Annotated in this window: 12 protein-coding genes; 8 read left to right on the top strand and 4 right to left on the bottom strand. The window is 73.9% G+C overall.

Features of this window, described 5'->3' with window-relative positions:
- Positions 1-23: 23 nt before the first annotated feature.
- Genes ACQY0Z_RS21595 through ACQY0Z_RS21580 form a run of 4 tightly spaced genes read right to left on the bottom strand, consistent with a single transcriptional unit; the run spans position 24 to position 3,634 of the window.
- Entirely contained in the window at positions 24-713 is a 690-nt protein-coding gene (locus ACQY0Z_RS21595) for a response regulator (protein WP_439811641.1), read from the bottom strand.
- Entirely contained in the window at positions 703-1,959 is a 1,257-nt protein-coding gene (locus ACQY0Z_RS21590; protein ID WP_439811642.1) for a sensor histidine kinase, read from the bottom strand. Before ACQY0Z_RS21590 ends, ACQY0Z_RS21595 begins: the two co-directional genes overlap by 11 nt.
- Positions 1,960-1,985: 26 nt before the next feature.
- The gene (locus tag ACQY0Z_RS21585) at positions 1,986-2,735 is read right to left on the bottom strand and encodes an ABC transporter permease (RefSeq protein ID WP_439811643.1); all 750 of its coding nucleotides are present in this window, start codon (positions 2,733-2,735) and stop codon (positions 1,986-1,988) included.
- Entirely contained in the window at positions 2,732-3,634 is a 903-nt protein-coding gene (locus ACQY0Z_RS21580; RefSeq protein ID WP_439811644.1) for an ATP-binding cassette domain-containing protein, read from the bottom strand. Before ACQY0Z_RS21580 ends, ACQY0Z_RS21585 begins: the two co-directional genes overlap by 4 nt.
- A gap of 220 nt (positions 3,635-3,854) precedes the next feature.
- Between ACQY0Z_RS21580 and ACQY0Z_RS21575 the strand changes: the two genes are divergently transcribed.
- The 8 genes from ACQY0Z_RS21575 (at position 3,855) to ACQY0Z_RS21540 (ending at position 16,923) form a co-directional block, all read left to right on the top strand.
- Entirely contained in the window at positions 3,855-5,642 is a 1,788-nt protein-coding gene (locus ACQY0Z_RS21575) for an ABC transporter ATP-binding protein (RefSeq protein WP_439811645.1), read from the top strand.
- Entirely contained in the window at positions 5,639-7,495 is a 1,857-nt protein-coding gene (locus ACQY0Z_RS21570; protein WP_189904439.1) for an ABC transporter ATP-binding protein, read from the top strand. The genes ACQY0Z_RS21575 and ACQY0Z_RS21570 overlap by 4 nt, the downstream gene beginning before the upstream one ends.
- A 66-nt stretch (positions 7,496-7,561) precedes the next feature.
- Entirely contained in the window at positions 7,562-8,446 is an 885-nt protein-coding gene (locus ACQY0Z_RS21565; RefSeq protein WP_189904437.1) for a fructosamine kinase family protein, read from the top strand.
- A gap of 52 nt (positions 8,447-8,498) precedes the next feature.
- Positions 8,499-10,265: an ABC transporter ATP-binding protein gene (locus tag ACQY0Z_RS21560; protein ID WP_254586525.1), complete on the top strand. Its 1,767-nt coding sequence runs from the start codon at positions 8,499-8,501 to the stop codon at positions 10,263-10,265.
- On the top strand, positions 10,262-12,028 hold the full coding sequence (locus tag ACQY0Z_RS21555; protein WP_381731428.1) for an ABC transporter ATP-binding protein: 1,767 nt from the start codon (positions 10,262-10,264) through the stop codon (positions 12,026-12,028). The genes ACQY0Z_RS21560 and ACQY0Z_RS21555 overlap by 4 nt, the downstream gene beginning before the upstream one ends.
- A gap of 298 nt (positions 12,029-12,326) precedes the next feature.
- Positions 12,327-14,372 carry a M4 family metallopeptidase gene (locus ACQY0Z_RS21550; RefSeq protein ID WP_254586526.1) on the top strand — a complete coding sequence of 682 codons (2,046 nt, stop codon included), beginning with the start codon at positions 12,327-12,329 and terminating at the stop codon, positions 14,370-14,372.
- 285 nt (positions 14,373-14,657) lie between these two features.
- The gene (locus ACQY0Z_RS21545; RefSeq protein ID WP_254586527.1) at positions 14,658-16,310 is read left to right on the top strand and encodes a M4 family metallopeptidase; all 1,653 of its coding nucleotides are present in this window, start codon (positions 14,658-14,660) and stop codon (positions 16,308-16,310) included.
- A gap of 91 nt (positions 16,311-16,401) precedes the next feature.
- Complete coding sequence (locus tag ACQY0Z_RS21540; RefSeq protein WP_189904427.1) at positions 16,402-16,923, top strand: DUF1990 domain-containing protein; 522 nt, start codon at positions 16,402-16,404, stop codon at positions 16,921-16,923.
- Positions 16,924-17,364: the final 441 nt, after the last annotated feature.

Here is a 17,364-nt window from a genome sequence, read left to right as displayed (position 1 = left end):
GTCCGGCGTGCGCCGGTCCGTGGTCAGCGGTCCGCAGGACGCGGTCGGCCCAGGATGCCCCGGTCGTACGCCGTCGCCACCGCCGCGGCCCGGTCCTTGGCGCCCAGCTTGGCGAAGATGTGCGTCAGATGCGTCTTCACCGTGGCCTCGCTGATGAACAGCTCGCGGGCGATCTCCCGGTTGGAGGTGCCCTTGGCGACCAGCGCCAGCACCTCCCGCTCCCGCGCGGACAGCGGCTCCGTGTCCGGGGTGCGGGGCGCGCGGACGGCGGACACCAGCCGGGAGGCGACGGCCGGGGACAGCACGGAATGCCCCTCGGCCGCGGCGCGGACGGCCGCGAACAGCTCCTCGCGCGGGGCGTCCTTGAGCAGATAGCCGGTCGCGCCCGCCTCGATCGCGGGCAGCGTGTCGGAGTCGGTGTCGTACGTGGTGAGCACCAGCACCCGGGCGCGGGCGCCCCGGCGGGTCAGCTCCCGGATGGCCTCCACGCCGCCCGTGCCGGGCATGCGCAGGTCCATGAGGATCACGTCGGGGTCGAGCTCCTCCGCCCGCCGGAGCGCCGCCGCGCCGTCGGCCGCCTCGCCCAGCACGCGGAAGCCGGGCGCGGACTCGAACATGCCGCGCAGGCCGTCCCGGACGACCGGGTGGTCGTCGACGACCAGCAGGGTGATCACGGGCTCGGCGGCCTCGTCGGGCACGGTGTCACGGATCATGGCGGACCAACGGTACGCGAGCCGAGACCGCCGTGCCGCCGCCCGGCTCGGACTCGACCGTGAGGGACCCGGCGACGCGTTCGGCGCGGGCCCTCATGCCGTCGAGGCCGAAGCCGCCGGCGGAGGTGCGCGCGGGGACGGCGAGCGGGTCGAAGCCCCGCCCGTCGTCGCGGACGTCGAGGCTGACCTCGTCACCCATGTAGGAGAGGGTGACGCCGGCGCGGGAGGCCCCCGCGTGGCGCGCGGTGTTGGCAAGGGCCTCCTGGGCGATGCGCAGCAGCGTGGCCGCCATCTCGTCGTGCAGCTTCTCGACGGTCCCGGTGACGGTGAACCCGGCCTTCACCCCGTTGCGTTCGGCCCACTCGGCGACGGTCCTGCGCAGCGCGCCGGGCAGGCCGCCCTCGGCCAGGGCGACCGGGGCGAGGTTGTGCACGGAGCGGCGGGCCTCGCCGAGGCTCTCGCGGGCCAGGGTGAGGGCCCGTTCCAGACGGCCGCGTCCGGCGGCCGGGTCGGGGGTGTTCACGGCGACCTGGAGCTGGGCGATGATGCCGGTCAGGCCCTGGGCCAGGGTGTCGTGGATCTCGGCGGCGAGCCTGCGGCGCTCGTCGGCGACCCCGGCCTCCCGTGCCTGGACGAGCAGTTGGGAGTGCAGGGCGGCGTTCTCGTCGAGGGCCCGCTGCAACGCGGTGTTGGTGCGCTCGAGTTCGGCGATGGTGGCCAGGCGGGCCCGGCCGCGGTCCTCCTCCAGGTCGGCGAAGTGTCCGAAGAGCAGGACCAGGATGCCGTTGGCGGCCAGCAGGGCACCGAACAGCGTCCAGCCGAGCCCGTCGTGCGGCGGCAGTCCGCCGGACTGGGAGCCGGCCAAGGTCACGGCGGTGGCGCACAGGCCCGCCTTGCGCAGCGCACGCGGCAGCAGGCGCTCGGTGCTGAAGTAGCCGATGACGGCGTAGAAGGCGAACAGCGGGTTCAGCCAGGTCAGGGCGAAGCCGAGGGCCCAGCGCAGGACGTACTGCCGGATGCCCGCCGCGGACGGTCCGGGAGGCCGGGTGCGTGAGCGCACGCCCCACCACAGCTCCACGGCGACGGCCCCGGCGGTGAGGGCGCCGGCGGTCCGCCGTTCGCCGGTGCTCATGCCCAGGGCGTCGGCGCTCGCCCAGGCCAGCACGGCGCCCAGCACCAGCAGTCCGTAGGGGCCCCAGCGGTCGAACACCGCCCAGCGGTCCTCGAGTCGGGCCGATTCCGTCATCGCACCAGTGTCCGGCACCGCCGCCCTCACTCCCAGCGGAACCGGCGCACCGCGCCGGCCGTGAGCAGCACCGCCCAGCCGGCCGTCACCGCGAGGTGCGCCGCGCCCGGCCAGTGGCCCGCCGAGGCCGCGTCGAGCGCCCGGGCGGCCGCGCCGAACGGGGTCCAGCCGACGATGTCCGCCATCAGGTCGGGCATGGCCTCGACGGGGAGCCACACGCCCGCGGTGAACATGGCCGGGAACAGCGCGGCGGAGCCGGCCGCGGCGGCGATCTTCGCGGTGCGGGCGAGGGCGCTGAGCAGCGCGCCGAAGGCGAGGGAGGCGGCCAGGGCGAGCAGCAGCGCCAGGAGGTGGCCGAACGGCTGCTTCGGCAGGGCGACCCCGAAGGCGAGCCGTCCTACGGCGAGGGTGAGCAGCGCGGAGACGAGGGAGGCGGCTCCGAGCACCGTCATCTGCGCGGCGAGCAGGGCGGAGGGGCGGACCGGTGTGGTGGACATGCGGCGCAGGATGCCGGTCTCGCGGTAGCCGGTGAGGGTGGGCGGCATGCCCTGGAGTCCGCCGATGATCAGCCCGAGGAGGAGGGTGACCGGCACGTAGGCGTCGACGGGGCGCAGTCCGCCGATGGCGGGGTCGGCCTCCCGGAAGGAGGGGATGGAGCCGAGGACCGCCAGCAGCAGGGTCGGGAACAGCATGATCCAGAAGATGCCGGCGGGGTCGCGCCGGAAGAGACGGAACTCGGTGCGCAGCACCGCCGTGTCGACGAGTCCGGTGCTCATGCGGGGCTCTCCGTGAGGTCCAGGAAGGCGTCGTCCAGGGTGGCGTCGGTGACGCGAAGCTGGTGGGCGGTGACGCGGGAGCGGGCGAGGAGGGTGAGGACGGCGTTCACGGTGTCGTCGGTGCCGGACAGGGTGATCCGGCCGTCCTTGCGGGTGACCGAGGCGAGCCCGGGCAGCGCGTTGACGTCGGCGTCGTCGAGCGGGGCGGACGGGGTGAAGCTGATGACGGTGGCCCCGGCCGAGCGGCGGACGAGTCCCGCCGGGGTGTCGAGGGCGGCGACGCGTCCCTGGTCGATGACGGCGATGCGGTCGCAGAGGCGCTGGGCCTCCTCCATGAAGTGGGTGACGAGGAGGACGGTGACGCCGCCGGCGCGGACGTCCTCGATGAGTTCCCAGGTGTCGCGCCGGGCGCGCGGGTCGAGCCCTGTGGTCAGCTCGTCCAGCACCACGATCCTCGGGTTGCCGATCAGGGCCAGCGCGATGAACAGGCGCTGCTTCTGGCCGCCGGACAGCTTCGCGAACCGGGTGGCCAGCTTCGGGGTGAGGCCGAGCCGTTCGGCGAGGGGCCGCCAGTCGGCGGGGCGGGTGTGGAAGGAGGCGTAGAGCTCCAGGGCCTCGCGGACGGTCAGCTTGGGCTGGAGTTCGCTCTGCTGGAGCTGCGCGCCGAGGACGCGGGTGACCTCGTCGTGGTCGGTGACGGGGTCGAGCCCGGCGACCCGGACCCGGCCGGCGTCGGGGACGCGGAGGCCTTCCACGCACTCCACGGTGGTGGTCTTGCCGGCGCCGTTGGGGCCGAGGACCCCGAAGATCTCGCCCTCGTCGACGGAGAAGGACACCCCGTCGACGGCGGTCCTGCCCCCGTAGGCCTTGCGCAGGTCGATGACGTCGATGACGGACATGCTGGTCAGTGTCGGGGTGGACGGGGCGCGCGGACATCGGCCGTCGCGCTCGGCCTCGCATCGTCCGATCGGCCGATGGAGTGGTACGACTCCCGGGCCGTACAAGGGCGTTCGTCCAGGTACGGGTGGTCCGGGGCGGCGGTCGTAGGACTCGCGGACGAGGCGGACCGGGCCGGAATTCGGTGGGCAGCGTCAGTGGCGAACCGTACTCTCACTGCTGATGCCCACTACACCTTCTCCCGGGGAACCCCGCTCCACCGTGCGGACGCTGCTGCGGCTGTGGCCGTACGTGCGTCCCGTGCGGGCGCGCCTGTTCACCGCCGCGTTCATCGCCGTCCTGGCGTCCTGCATCGGGCTGGTCATCCCGCTGGTGCTCAAGTGGATGGTCGACGGCCCGATCGCCGACCGGGACCCGGCGGGAGTGTGGCTCGGCGCGCTGTACCTGCTGCTGCTCGGGCTCGCCGAGGCGCTGCTGTTCGGGTTCCGGCGCTGGCTGGTGGCGCGGCCGCTGTCGCACGTCGAGGCGGAGATGCGGGCCGACCTGTACCGGCATCTGCAGCGGCTGCCGATCGCCTTCCACGACCGCTGGGCCTCGGGCCAGCTGCTGTCCCGGGCCACCACGGACCTCGGGCTGCTGCGGATGTTCCTCGCGTTCCCGCTGACCTTCCTGCTGGTCAACGGGGTGACGATCCTGGTCGGCGTGATCATCATGCTGGTCCAGGACTGGACGCTGGGGCTGGTCATCCTGGTGCCGGCGGTGCCCGTGCTGATCACCTGCGTGGTGTTCGAGAAGCAGTACTCGCGGGCGGCGCGGCAGGCGCAGGACCAGGTGGGCGATCTGACGACCGTGGTCGAGGAGAGCGTGCTCGGCATCCGGATCATCAAGGGGTTCGGCCGGCACCGCAGCCAGGCGCGGGCGTTCCGGGAGCTGTCGGGGAAGCTGCGGGGCACCGAACTGCACAAGGCGCGGCTGCTGGCCACGATCCTCGGCATCATCGTGACCCTGCCCGAACTGGCCATCGGGGCCGCTCTGGTGCTGGGCGCCGTGCAGGTGGCGGACGGCGAGCTGTCGGCGGGCACCCTGGTGGCGTTCCTGTCGACGGCGCTGGCGCTGCGCTGGCCGGTGGACTCCATCGGCTTCCTGCTGGCGATGAGCCAGGAGGCGGCGACGGCCACCGAGCGGTACTTCGAGGTGATGGACTCCGAGCCGGAGCCGGGCGCCACGGCGTCCCCGGCGAAGGACGGCGGCTTCCGGGAGGGCGGGCTGCGGTTCGAGAACGTCACCTTCCGCTACCCGGACGCGCCCGAGGGCTCCCCGCCCGTGCTGGACCGCGTCGACCTGCACATCCGGCCCGGCGAGTCGCTGGCGCTGGTCGGGGCGACCGGCAGCGGCAAGACCACGCTGACCGCGCTGGTGCCCCGGCTCCACGAGGTCACCGAGGGGCGCATCACCCTCGACGGGCGGGACATCGGGGACATGTCCCGGGAGGAGCTGCGCTCCCGGGTCGCCGTCGCCTTCGAGGAGCCCACGCTGTTCTCCGCGACCGTCGGCGAGAACGTCCTGATGGGCGGCGGCAGCGACGAGGAGGACCTGGACCGCGCCCTGGCCGTCGCCCAGGCCGACTTCGCGCACGCCCTGCCGCAGGGCACCGCCACCCAGGTCGGCGAGCAGGGCCTGAGCCTGTCCGGCGGGCAGCGGCAGCGGCTCGCACTGGCCCGCGCGGTCGTGGGGCGCCCCGACTTCCTGGTGCTGGACGATCCGCTGTCCGCGCTGGACGTGCACACCGAGGCCGCGGTCGAGGCCGCGCTGCGCCGGGTGCTCGCCGACACCACGGCGCTGATCGTGGCGCACCGCCCGTCCACCGTGCTGCTCGCCGACCGGGTGGCGCTGCTGTCCGGCGGACGGATCACGGCGGTCGGCACCCATCACGAACTGCTGCGCGGCAATGCCGAGTACGCGCACCTCATGTCGGGCGACCCGGCGGAGGAACGGGAGGAGCACCGATGACGGCGGCCACGACCGCACCGGTCCGCGACGAGGACGACGACCGGTCGCCGGAGCAGAGCGGCGGCGACCCCTTCGACCGGGACGTGCTGCCCACTCCCCCGGGCGCCACCGGGGCGCTGCTGCGTTCCCTGCTCGCGCCGATGCGCGGCCGGGTCGCGGTCGTCGTGCTGTTCCTGCTGCTCGGGCAGGCCGCCGTGCAGGCGGGCCCGCTGCTGGTGGCGTACGCGATCGACCACGCGGTGCCCGCGTTCCGCGACAGCGACCACGGGCCGCTGTTCGCGGTGGCGGTGGGCTATCTGCTGTGCGCGTCGGCGGCCGGGGTGCTGCAGTACGCGTTCATCACCGCTTCGGCGCGGGTCAGCCAGGACGTGCTGCTGGATCTGCGCGGCCGGATCTTCCGGCACGCGCAGGCGCTGAGCGTGGACTTCCACGAGCGCTACACCTCCGGCCGGCTGATCTCCCGCTCCACCACCGACGTCGAGGCGCTGCGGGAGCTGCTGGAGGAGGGCCTGCAGGAACTGGTGATGACCATCCTGTCCGCCGTGTACATCTCGGTGCTGCTGCTCTGGCTGGACCTGGGGCTGGGCGCGGTGGCGGTGGCGTCGTTCGTGCCGCTGTACCTGCTGGTGCGGTCCTACCAGCGGCGGGCGCAGCGGGTGTACCGGAAGCGGTCGACGGCGATCGCCGCGGTGATCGTGAAGTTCGTCGAGACGATGAACGGCATCCGCCCGGTGCGCGCCTTCCGCCGCGAGGCGGCCAACGACGCGGACTTCGCGGTGCTGAACCGGCGGCACGAGAAGACCAACGGCGACGCGCTCCTGGAGATGGCCCGGTACGTCGTCGGCTCCCGGATCACCGCCAACACCACGGTCGCGCTGATCGTGCTGTGGGGCGCCTACCGGGTGGCCGGCGACACGCTGGCGCTCGGTGTGCTGGCGGCGGCCGTGCTGTATCTGCGGCGGCTGTACGACCCGATCGACCGGCTCGGCATGTTCCTCAACTCCTACCAGTCGGCGGCGGCCTCGCTGGAGAAGATCGCCGGGCTGCTGGCGCAGACCCCGTCCGTGCCGGAGCCGGCGGCGCCCCGTGAGCTGCCGGAGCGGCGCTCGGGACTGCCCGGGCGGGAGGTGGTCTTCGACGACGTGCGGTTCGCGTACCGCACCGGCGGCGAGGTGCTGCCCCGCTTCGGCCTCACCCTGCCGGCCGGGCAGACCGTCGCGGTCGTCGGCTCCACGGGCGCCGGCAAGTCGACGCTGGCGAAGCTGCTCGCCCGGTTCTACGACCCCAGCGACGGACGGGTGCTGCTCGACGGGGTGGACCTCCGCGATGTGACGGGTCGGGATCTGCGGCGCGAGGTGGTGATGGTGACGCAGGAGGCGTTCCTGTTCTCCGGGACGATCGCCGAGAACATCGCGATCGGCCGTCCGGAGGCCACCCGCGAGGAGATCGAGCAGGCGGCCAGGGAGATCGGCGCGCACGACTTCATCGCCGCGCTGCCCGACGGCTACGACACCGACGTCCGCAAGCGCGGCGGCCGTATCTCGGCGGGCCAGCGGCAGTTGGTGGCGTTCGCGCGGGCGCTTCTCGCGGACCCGGCGGTGCTGATCCTCGACGAGGCGACCAGCTCGCTGGACATCCCCGGCGAGCGGGCGGTGCAGCGGGCGATGGCGACGGTGCTGAAGGGCCGTACGGCGGTGGTCATCGCGCACCGGCTGTCCACCGTGGAGATCGCGGACCGGGTGCTGGTGATGGAGCACGGGCGGATCGTGGAGGACGGCACCCCGGACGAACTCATCGGCGGCACCGGCCGGTTCGCGGATCTGCACCGGGCCTGGCGGGACAGCCTCGCCTGACTGCCGCCGCCGTCGCGGGCCCGCTCCCGGGGGCGCGCCGGGGGACCGACCGAGAGGAGCACACCCATGACGGAGGCGACGCCGCTGCTGCTCGCGCGGCTGCACGCGGCCGGGCTCATGGACGTCGGCGCGGTCGAGCCGGCCGCCGGGGGTCTCGCCGCGACCGCCGGGCTGGCCCGCCGCGCGGACGGCACCGAGCTGTTCGTGAAGGCGTTCGGCGAGCCGCCGGCGGACGACGCCTTCGCGGCGGAGGCGGAGGGGCTGGCCGTGCTGCGCGAGGCGGGCGGTGTCGTCACGCCGGACGTGGTGCTCGCGGAGCGGGACCTGCTCGTGCTGTCGGTGCTGCGTCCCCGGCCGGACACGAAGGCGTTCTGGGAGGAGTGCGCGCACGCGTTCGCCCGGCTGCACACCACCACGCGTCACGACCGGTTCGGCTGGCACCGGGACAACTGGCTGGGCCGCCGCCGTCAGGTCAACACCTGGACCGACGACGGGTTCGAGTTCTTCGCCCGGCACCGGCTGCTGCGCTGGCTGGAGGAGCCCCGGGTACGCGAGGCGCTGGACGCCGCCGACCGCCGGGCGCTGGAGCGGCTGTGCGACCGGCTGCCCGAGCTGCTGCCGGAGCGGCCCGCCTGTCTGACGCACGGGGACCTGTGGGCGCAGAACGTGATGGCCGCGTCCGACGGCCGGCCCGCGCTGATCGACCCGGCCGTGTCGTACACCTGGGCCGAGGTGGACCTCGCCCACTTGTGGACGACCGCGCCGCCGCCCGAGGCGCGGGTGTTCTTCGAGCGGTACGCGGAGCTGACCGGTCTCGACGCCGGCTGGCGCGAGCGGATGCCGGTTCTCCAGCTGCGGCAGCACCTGGCGGTGATCGCCCAGTTCGAGCCGGACTGGGGCGCCGCCGAGCACGTACGGGCCACGCTCGCGCCGTTCCGGACGCGGCCGTGAGACGACCGACGAGACACGCCGGCCGCCCGGCCGCGGGGGGAGGACAGCGCACGTGATCGACGCCTACGGGGATCCCGGCACGCCCGACGGGCGCGGCGGGGCCCGCTATCTGTGGTGGCTGGTGCGCAGGCAGCCGGGGCGCTGCGCGGCGGGGGCGGTGTACGGCAGCGTGTGGATGGTGCTGCTGGCGTCCACGCCGTACCTGATGTCCCGGGCGGTGGACGACGGCCTGGCGAGGGGCGACCTGACGGCGCTGGCCGGCTGGGCCGCCGTCCTGGTCGGGGTGACCGCCTGCAACGCCTGGCTGAGCATGATGCGGCACCGCACGATGACGAAGGTGCGGATGGACGCCAACTTCCGCACGGTGAAGGTGGTCGTCGGGCACACCGTGCGGCTGGGCGCGGCGCTGGACCGGCGGGCGGCGGCCGGGGAGGTCGTCACGATCGGCGTCGGCGACGTGCAGGTGATCGCCCAGTCGCTCACCGCCGTGGGGCCGGGGTTCGGCGCGGTGGTGGCGTACGCGGCGGTGGCGGGGCTGCTGCTGACGGTGTCTCCGCTGCTGGCCGTGGTGGTGCTGCTGGGGGTGCCGGTGATCGGGCTCGTGATGGGGCCGCTGGCCGGGCGGCTGCAGGGCGCGGAGACGGAGTACCGGGAGCGGCAGGGCGTGCTGACCGCGCGGATCGGGGATCTCGCGGGCGGGCTGCGGGTGCTGAGCGGGCTCGGCGGGAAGGGGCTGGTCGCGGACGCGTTCCGCCGCGACTCGGGGCGGCTGCGGGAGCAGGGGTACCGGGTGGGGGCGGTGACCAGCTGGATGCAGGCGCTGGCCGCGGGTCTGCCGACGCTGTTCCTCGCGGTGGTGACGTGGATCGCGGCACGGCAGGCCGCGCAGGGAACCATCACCGTCGGCGAACTGGTGGCGGTGTACGGGTACGTGACCGTCCTGGTGTGGCCGGTGATGTTCCTGATCGAGTGCGGCTACTACCTCAGCCGGGGCGTGGTCGCGGCCGGGCGGGTGGCGGCCCTGCTGCGGATCCAGCCGCCGCCGGACGCGGCCACCGCCGAACCGCCGGCCGAGCCGTCCACGCTGGAGGACCCGGAGTCCGGGGTGCGGGTCCTGCCGGGCCGGCTGACCGCGCTGGTGTGCGCCCGGCCCGCCGACGCGGCGGCCGTGGTGGACCGGCTGGGCCGGTACACGCCGTCCGGCGTCACCTGGGGCGGGGTACGGCTGGACGAGGTCGCGCTCGCCCGGGTGCGGGAGCGGATCCTGGTCGCCGAGCCGGAGGCCGCGCTGTTCGCGGGCCCGCTGCGGGAGATTGTCGCGGGCCGGGGCGGGGCGTCCGACGCGGAGGTGCTGGGCGCGCTGCGGGCGGCGGCCGCCGACGACGTGGTGCGCGGACTGCCGGACGGCCTCGACTCGGTGGTGTCCGCGCAGGGCCGCAGCCTGTCGGGCGGTCAGCGGCAGCGGGTCCGGCTGGCGCGGGCGTTGCTCGCCGGCCCGGAGGTGCTGCTGGCGGTGGAGCCGACGTCGGCGCTGGACGCGCACACCGAGGCCCTGGTCGCCGACCGGCTGCGCGCGGCGCGGGAGGGCCGTACGACGGTGGTGGTCACCACGTCACCGCTGGTCCTGGACCGGGCAGACCGGGTGCTGTTCCTGGCCGACGGCAAGGTCGCGGCGAGCGGCGCGCACCGTGAACTGCTGGACGGGGAGCCGGAGTACCGGCGGCTGGTGGCAAGGGAAGTGGAGCAGGGTGTGGCGGAACCGACGGGTGTACGCGCGTCGGACGTCGTGCCGGGCACTCCCGAGGAGGTGGCCCGATGAGCGGGGAGCGGCTGCCCGTGGCGGAACCGGCCGATGTGCGGCGGGCCGCCGGGGAGTTGGTGCGGGCCGACGGGCGGGCCTTCGCGGGCGTGCTGGCGCTGAACGGCGCCGCCGCCCTGGCCGGTCTGGCCGGGCCGTGGCTGCTCGGGCGGATCGTCGACGAGGTGCGGGCGGGCGCCGGCACCTCGGTCGTGGACCGGCTGGCCCCGGTCATCCTGGCGTGCGCGGTGGCGCAGCTGCTGCTGTCCCGCTGGGCGCGGTACGTGGGGCACCGGTTCGGCGAGCGGACGCTGGCCCGCGTCCGGGAGCGGTTCGTGGACCGGGTGCTGGCGCTGCCGTCCGCCGTGGTGGAGCGGGCCGGCACCGGTGATCTGACGACGCGGGGCACGGCGGACGTGACCGCCGTGGGCACCACGCTGCGGGACGCCGGTCCCTCGCTGCTGGTCAACCTGGTGCAGTCGCTGTTCGTGATGGTCGCGATCCTGGTCGTGGACCCGCTGCTGGGCGCGCTGGGGCTGCTGTGCCTCACCCCGATCTGGCTGGTGCTGCGCTGGTACCTGCGGCGGGCCCGGGACGCGTATCTCGCCGAGGGCGCGGCCAACTCGGACGTGGCGGAGGTCGTCGCGTCGACGGCGGCGGGCGCCCGCACGGTGGAGGCGTTCCGGATGGAGGAGCGGCGGATCCGGGCGAGCCGGGAGGCGCTGGAGACGTCCCGCCGCACCCGTATGCGCACGCTGTTCCTGCGCTCGGTGTTCCTCCCGGTGATCGAGCTGACGTACATGGTGCCGGTGGCGGGGGTGCTGCTGTGCGGCGGATGGCTGCACGCGCGGGACGCGGTGAGCCTGGGCGCGGTGGTGGCCACCTCGCTGTACCTGCTGCAGCTGAGCGGTCCGCTGGACGAGGTGCTGATGCGCCTGGAGCAACTCCAGTCCAGCGGCGCCTCGTTCGCGCGGGTGGAGGGGCTGGCGCGGGCGCCGCGCGCGGCCGGGCGCAGCGACGCCCCGGACCCGGCGGACGACCGCATCGACGTGACCGGGGTGCGCTACGCGTACGACGGGGGCGGCGAGGTGCTGCGCGGGGTGGACCTGACGCTGACGCCGGGCGAACGGCTCGCGGTGGTGGGTCCTTCGGGCGCGGGCAAGACCACGCTGAGCCGGCTGCTGGCGGGGGTGGACGCGCCCGTCGCCGGGAGCGTGACCGTGGGCGGGGTGCCGGTGGCGTCGCTGGACCCGGAGCGGCTGCGCCGACAGGTGGTGCTGGTGACCCAGGAGCACCATGTCTTCCTGGGGTCGGTCCGGGACAACCTGCGGATCGCCGCACCGGACGCCGGGGACGAGGAACTGTGGGCGGCGCTGGCGGTGGTGGGCGCGGACGGCTGGGTACGGGAGCTGCCGCGCGGCCTGGACACCGAGCTGGGCGAGGGCGGCCACCCCACCGACGGCCCCCAGGCGCAGCAACTCGCCCTGGCGCGCGTGGTGCTGGCCGACCCGCACACGCTGGTCCTCGACGAGGCGACGGCCCTGCTCGACCCGGCGACCGCCCGCCACGCGGAGCGCGCGCTGGCCGCCGTCCTCGAGGGCCGCACGGTCGTCGCCGTCGCCCACCGCCTGCACACCGCGCACGACGCGGACCGGGTGGCGGTCATGGAGGACGGCCGCCTCTCCGAACTGGGCACGCACGACGCATTGGTGGCGGCGGACGGGGTGTACGCGGCGCTGTGGAGGTCGTGGCACGGGGACGGGCGGGGGCACGACAGGGCGTAGGGCTCGGCGCACGGGTGTGGCACTCGACGCCCCACGTCCTTCCCGCGGCCGTCCGCATAACGGGCGCCCCCTCCCGGACACCGAACGGAAACCGGCCAAATTCCTGACGCGCTCCTGACAGAAACCGCGATCCCCTGCCACTCTTCCCACGGCCGCTTCACAGCAACCCCACAGCCTCGGCTGCCCGTTGTGCGGCGGCCACTGCTCAGGCACAGCACTTCCGTTCTGCCCGGCCGGCTGACCCGCCGGCCGGTCTCCCCAGGCCGCGCACCCCGCGGCCCCGCAGAAGGAGTCAGCGTTGAGAAGCAGGACGTCCCATAGACGCACCCCCCGTACCGCGCAGCGCCGCGTCGCCGCCGTCGCCCTGGCCGGCGTGGCCGCGCTGATCGCCACGGCCGTGCAGTCCGGCGCCGCCACCGCCGCCCCCGACACGCGGCCCCGGACCGCGAGCGCCGCCGCGCCCGGCTCGGAGTCGGTCAGGCTCACCCCCGCCCAGCGTGCCGCGCTGATGCGCCAGGCGGACTCCGTCAAGGCCGGGACCGCGAAGGACATCGGTCTGGGCGCCAAGGAGAAGCTCGTCGTCCGTGACGTCCTCAAGGACCGCGACGGCACCGTGCACGTGCGCTACGAGCGCACCTACGACGGCCTGCCCGTCCTCGGCGGCGACCTGATCGTGCAGGGTGACACCGCCGGCGAGGCGGACAAGGTCGTGAAGGCGACGCGGAAGCCGGTGAAGCCCGCGACCACCGCCGCGAAGGTGCCGGCGGCGAAGGCCGAGGCGCAGGCCCTGTCCACCGCGAAGGCCGAGAAGGCCGAGGGCGCGGACGTCGACCGGGCCCCGCGCAAGGTGATCTGGGCGGCGAGCGGCACGCCGGTCGTGGCGTACGAGACGGTCGTGGGCGGTCTCCAGCACGACGGCACCCCGCAGGAGCTGCACGTCGTCACCGACGCCACCACCGGCGAGAAGCTGTACGAGTGGCAGGCCGTGCAGAACGGCACCGGCCACACCGTCTACAGCGGCACCGTCGACCTGACGACCACCCAGTCGGGCTCGACGTACAACCTCACCGACGGCGCGCGCGGCGGGCACAGGACGTACAACCTGAACCGGGGCACCTCCGGCACCGGGACGCTGTTCTCCGGCTCCGACGACGTCTGGGGCAACGGCAGCCCCTCCAACCTGGAGTCGGCCGCCGCCGACGCCCACTACGGGGCGGCGCTGACCTGGGACTACTACAAGAACGTGCACGGCCGCAGCGGCATCCGCGGGGACGGCGTCGGCGCCTACTCCCGCGTGCACTACGGCAACAACTACGTCAACGCCTTCTGGTCGGACAGCTGCTTCTGCATGACCTACGGCGACGGCTCCGGCAACGTCAATCCGCTCACGTCGATCGACGTGGCCGCGCACGAGATGACCCACGGCCTCACCTCGAACACCGCGGGCCTGATCTACAGCGGCGAGTCCGGCGGCCTCAACGAGGCGACCAGCGACATCTTCGGCTCCACCGTCGAGTTCTACGCCAACAACTCCTCCGACGTCGGTGACTACCTCATCGGCGAGGAGATCGACATCAACGGCGACGGCACGCCGCTGCGTTACATGGACAAGCCGAGCAAGGACGGCCGCTCCAAGGACTCCTGGTACTCCGGCATCGGCTCGATCGACGTGCACTACTCGTCCGGCGTGGCGAACCACTTCTTCTACCTGCTGAGCGAGGGCAGCGGTACGAAGACCATCAACGGCGTCACCTACGACTCCCCCACCTCCGACGGCCTGCCGGTCACCGGCATCGGCCGCGCCAAGGCGGAGAAGATCTGGTTCCGCGCGCTCACCACGAAGTTCACCTCGACCACGAACTACGCGGCGGCCCGTACCGGCACGCTCGCGGCGACCGGTGAGCTGTACGGCACGGACAGCGCCGAGTACAAGGCGGTCCAGGACGCCTGGGCGGCCGTCAACGTCGGCACCCGTTCCGGCGGTCCCGGGGGCGGCGGCACCACCTTCGAGTCGACCGCCGACGTGGCGATCCCGGACGCCGGCGCCGCGGTGACCTCCTCGATCACCGTCACCGGCCGCACCGGCAACGCGCCGAGCAACCTCCAGGTCGCGGTGGACATCGTGCACACCTGGAGCGGTGACCTGGTCGTCGACCTGGTCGCCCCGGACGGCACCTCGTACCGGCTGCGCAACCGCACCGGCGGTTCCTCGGACAACATCAACGAGACGTACACGGTCAACGCCTCGTCGGAGACGGCCAACGGCACCTGGCAGCTGCGGGTGCAGGATGCGGCCCGCTACGACACCGGCTACATCAACGGCTGGAGCCTGACCTTCCCGTAGACGGGCCCCGTCCCACGGCCCCTTCGCGGCGCCGTTCCGGGTGGTTCACACCGCCCGGGGCGGCGCCACTTTTTGCCGATCCCATACGCGCCGCGGGTTGCGCCTTTGCCGAGGTCACGCGGGTTCACACGCACGCAACACACGGCCGGACAGCGGTTTTCGGCCAACATCATCAGACCCTCATGACATGTACGCGACGCAGATGTCACTCTTCCCTCGCTCGGTGCACCACCCGGACGGCCCCCAACCGTCCGGCACCCCCACTCACCCCCCAAGGAGCTTCGAGTGACTCCCCTCTACGCGCGTCGCCGCCGTACGGCCCTCGCCGCCGCCACCGCCGTCGTGGCCGGCGCCCTGCTCACCACCGGCCTGGCCACCGGCACCGCGACCGCCGACTCCGCCCCCGCCGGCAAGCCGGTCCTGGGCGGCGCCCCCGTGCTGCTCTCCGCCTCCGCGCGCACCTCCCTCATCCAGGAGCAGCAGGCCACGGCCTCCGAGACGGCCGACGCGATAGGCCTCGGCGCCAAGGAGAAGCTGATCGTCAAGGACGTCGTCAAGGACGTCGACGGCACGGTCCACACCCGCTACGAGCGCACCTACGCCGGGCTGCCCGTCCTCGGCGGCGACCTGGTCGTGCACGAGCCGGCGGGCGGCGCCAGAACCGTCACCAAGGCCGTGAGGACCTCCGTCGCGGTCGCCTCCGTGACGCCGAAGGTCGCCGCGGGCAAGGCCGAGGCGCAGGCGCTCGCCGCCGCCGAGAAGGCCGGCTCGGAGCGCACCGGCGCCGACTCCGCGCCCCGCAAGGTGATCTGGGCCGCCGGGGGCACGCCCGTCCTCGCCTACGAGACCGTCGTCGGCGGCCTCCAGGAGGACGGCACCCCGAACGAGCTGCACGTCGTCACCGACGCCACCACCGGCGAGAAGCTGCACGAGTGGCAGGCCGTGCACACCGGCACCGGCAAGAGCCTCTACTCCGGCACGGTCACCCTCGGCACCTACAAGTCCGGTTCGACGTACCAGCTGTACGACACCTCGCGCGGCGGTCACAAGACGTACAACCTGGCGCGCGGCACCTCCGGCACCGGCACGCTGTTCACCGACGCGGACGACACCTGGGGCACCGGCGCCGCCTCCAGCTCCTCCAGCGACCAGACGGCGGCCGTGGACGCGGCCTACGGGGCCCAGGTCACCTGGGACTTCTACAAGAACACCTTCGGCCGCAGCGGCATCCGCAACGACGGCAAGGCCGCGTACTCCCGCGTCCACTACGGCAGCAACTACGTCAACGCCTTCTGGCAGGACAGCTGCTTCTGCATGACCTACGGCGACGGCTCGGGCAACACCCACCCGCTGACCTCGCTGGACGTCGCCGGCCACGAGATGAGCCACGGCGTCACCTCCGTCACCGCGGGCCTCAACTACAGCGGCGAGTCCGGCGGCCTCAACGAGGCGACCAGCGACATCTTCGGCACGGGCGCGGAGTTCTACGCGGCGAACTCCACCGACCAGGGTGACTACCTCATCGGCGAGAAGATCAACATCAACGGGGACGGCACGCCGCTGCGGTACATGGACAAGCCGAGCAAGGACGGCGCGTCCAAGGACTACTGGTCCTCCAGCCTCGGCTCGGTCGACGTGCACTACTCCTCGGGCCCGGCGAACCACTTCTTCTTCCTGCTCGCCGAGGGCAGCGGCGCGAGGACGATCAACGGCGTGAGCTACAACTCGCCGACGTACGACGGCTCCACCGTCACCGGCATCGGCCGCGCCAAGGCGCTGCAGATCTGGTACAAGGCGCTGACCACGTACTTCACGTCGACGACCAACTACAAGGCGGCCCGTACGGGCACCCTGAACGCGGCGTCCGCGCTGTACGGCGCGAGCAGCGCGGAGTACAAGGCGGTCGACGCGGCCTGGAAGGCGGTCAACGTCAGCTGAGGCTGACTCTTCCCGGTGCTGTGCGGCACCCGGAGCGTTCGGCTCCGGGTGCCGCCGGTGTGTTCGGGGGCACCGCCTAGGCTTGGGTCCCATGTCTGCGGCGGACTTCACCTACGACCACGTCGGCGCGAGCCGGGATCCCGACTACTGCCCTCCGGGGTTCCATCATCTGAGGGAGCGGACGCGGCTCGGCGAGGGGGAGCAGGTGTTCCGCCAGGCGGTGGACGCGCTGTTCGGATTTGAGATGCACCGGGAGATGGGCGTCGGCATCGACGCCTCGGCGGAGCGGGCGGCGGTGGACGTCGACGTCACCGTCAGCCTGGCGGGGCTGGTGAAGGCGCCGTGCCGGGTGGTGTGGGCGGCGGAGGAGTACCGCGAGGCGGGGTGGGCGTACGGGACGCTGTCCGGGCATCCGGAAAGCGGTGAGGAGGCGTTCGTGGTGCACCGGACCGGGGACGGGACGGTGTGGCTCACGGTCTCGGCGTTCAGCCGCCCGGCGAGCTGGTACGCGCGGGCTGGTGGCCCGGCCACCCGATCCCTCCAGCACGCGTACGCCCGCCGGGCGGGCAAGACACTGCGGCGCCTGGCGACGCGGGGCGTGCAGGACGCGTAGCCGCAGCCTGGGGGGGACCCCCGCCGCCTGCGGGCAGTCGTGCCGCTTGGGGCGGCACGGGTGGGCGCAGGCGGCACCTCGTCAGCGCCGAGCCGCGCAACGCCCCCCACGGCCACCGGGGTGCCGGGTACTGTGCATCGCCGGGTGCGGCCCGGCGGGGGCCGGTCGCGCAGTTCCCCGCGCCCCTTCGGGGCGCCCCCCGTCTGCGCCCGAGGTGCGCGACACCCCCCGACGGCCACCACGGTGCCGGGCACCGTCGTATGCCGGGTGCAGCCCGGCGGGGGCCGGTCGCGCAGTTCCCCGCGCCCCTTCGGGGCGCCCCCCGCCTGCGCCCGAGGTGCGCGACACCCCCCGACGGCCACCACGGTGCCGGGCACCGTCGTATGCCGGGTGCAGCCCCGCGGGGGCTGATCGCGCAGTTCCCCGCGCCCCTTCGGGGCG

Origin of the sequence: Streptomyces sp. P9-2, from assembly GCF_051903975.1 — a bacterium.
GTDB lineage: Bacteria > Actinomycetota > Actinomycetes > Streptomycetales > Streptomycetaceae > Streptomyces > Streptomyces cellulosae.
This window is presented reverse-complemented; position numbering and strand designations above follow the sequence as displayed.

Bases quoted from the DNA above. Each gene is read 5' to 3' on its own strand.
- ACQY0Z_RS21555 (WP_381731428.1), top strand. From the start codon at position 10,262: ATGAGCGGGGAGCGGCTGCCCGTGGCGGAACCGGCCGATGTGCGGCGG.
- ACQY0Z_RS21585 (WP_439811643.1), bottom strand. From the start codon at position 2,735: ATGAGCACCGGACTCGTCGACACGGCGGTGCTGCGCACCGAGTTCCGT.
- ACQY0Z_RS21595 (WP_439811641.1), bottom strand. From the start codon at position 713: ATGATCCGTGACACCGTGCCCGACGAGGCCGCCGAGCCCGTGATCACC.
- ACQY0Z_RS21565 (WP_189904437.1), top strand. From the start codon at position 7,562: ATGACGGAGGCGACGCCGCTGCTGCTCGCGCGGCTGCACGCGGCCGGG.
- ACQY0Z_RS21570 (WP_189904439.1), top strand. From the start codon at position 5,639: ATGACGGCGGCCACGACCGCACCGGTCCGCGACGAGGACGACGACCGG.
- ACQY0Z_RS21575 (WP_439811645.1), top strand. From the start codon at position 3,855: ATGCCCACTACACCTTCTCCCGGGGAACCCCGCTCCACCGTGCGGACG.
- ACQY0Z_RS21590 (WP_439811642.1), bottom strand. From the start codon at position 1,959: ATGACGGAATCGGCCCGACTCGAGGACCGCTGGGCGGTGTTCGACCGC.
- ACQY0Z_RS21580 (WP_439811644.1), bottom strand. From the start codon at position 3,634: ATGTCCGTCATCGACGTCATCGACCTGCGCAAGGCCTACGGGGGCAGG.
- ACQY0Z_RS21540 (WP_189904427.1), top strand. From the start codon at position 16,402: ATGTCTGCGGCGGACTTCACCTACGACCACGTCGGCGCGAGCCGGGAT.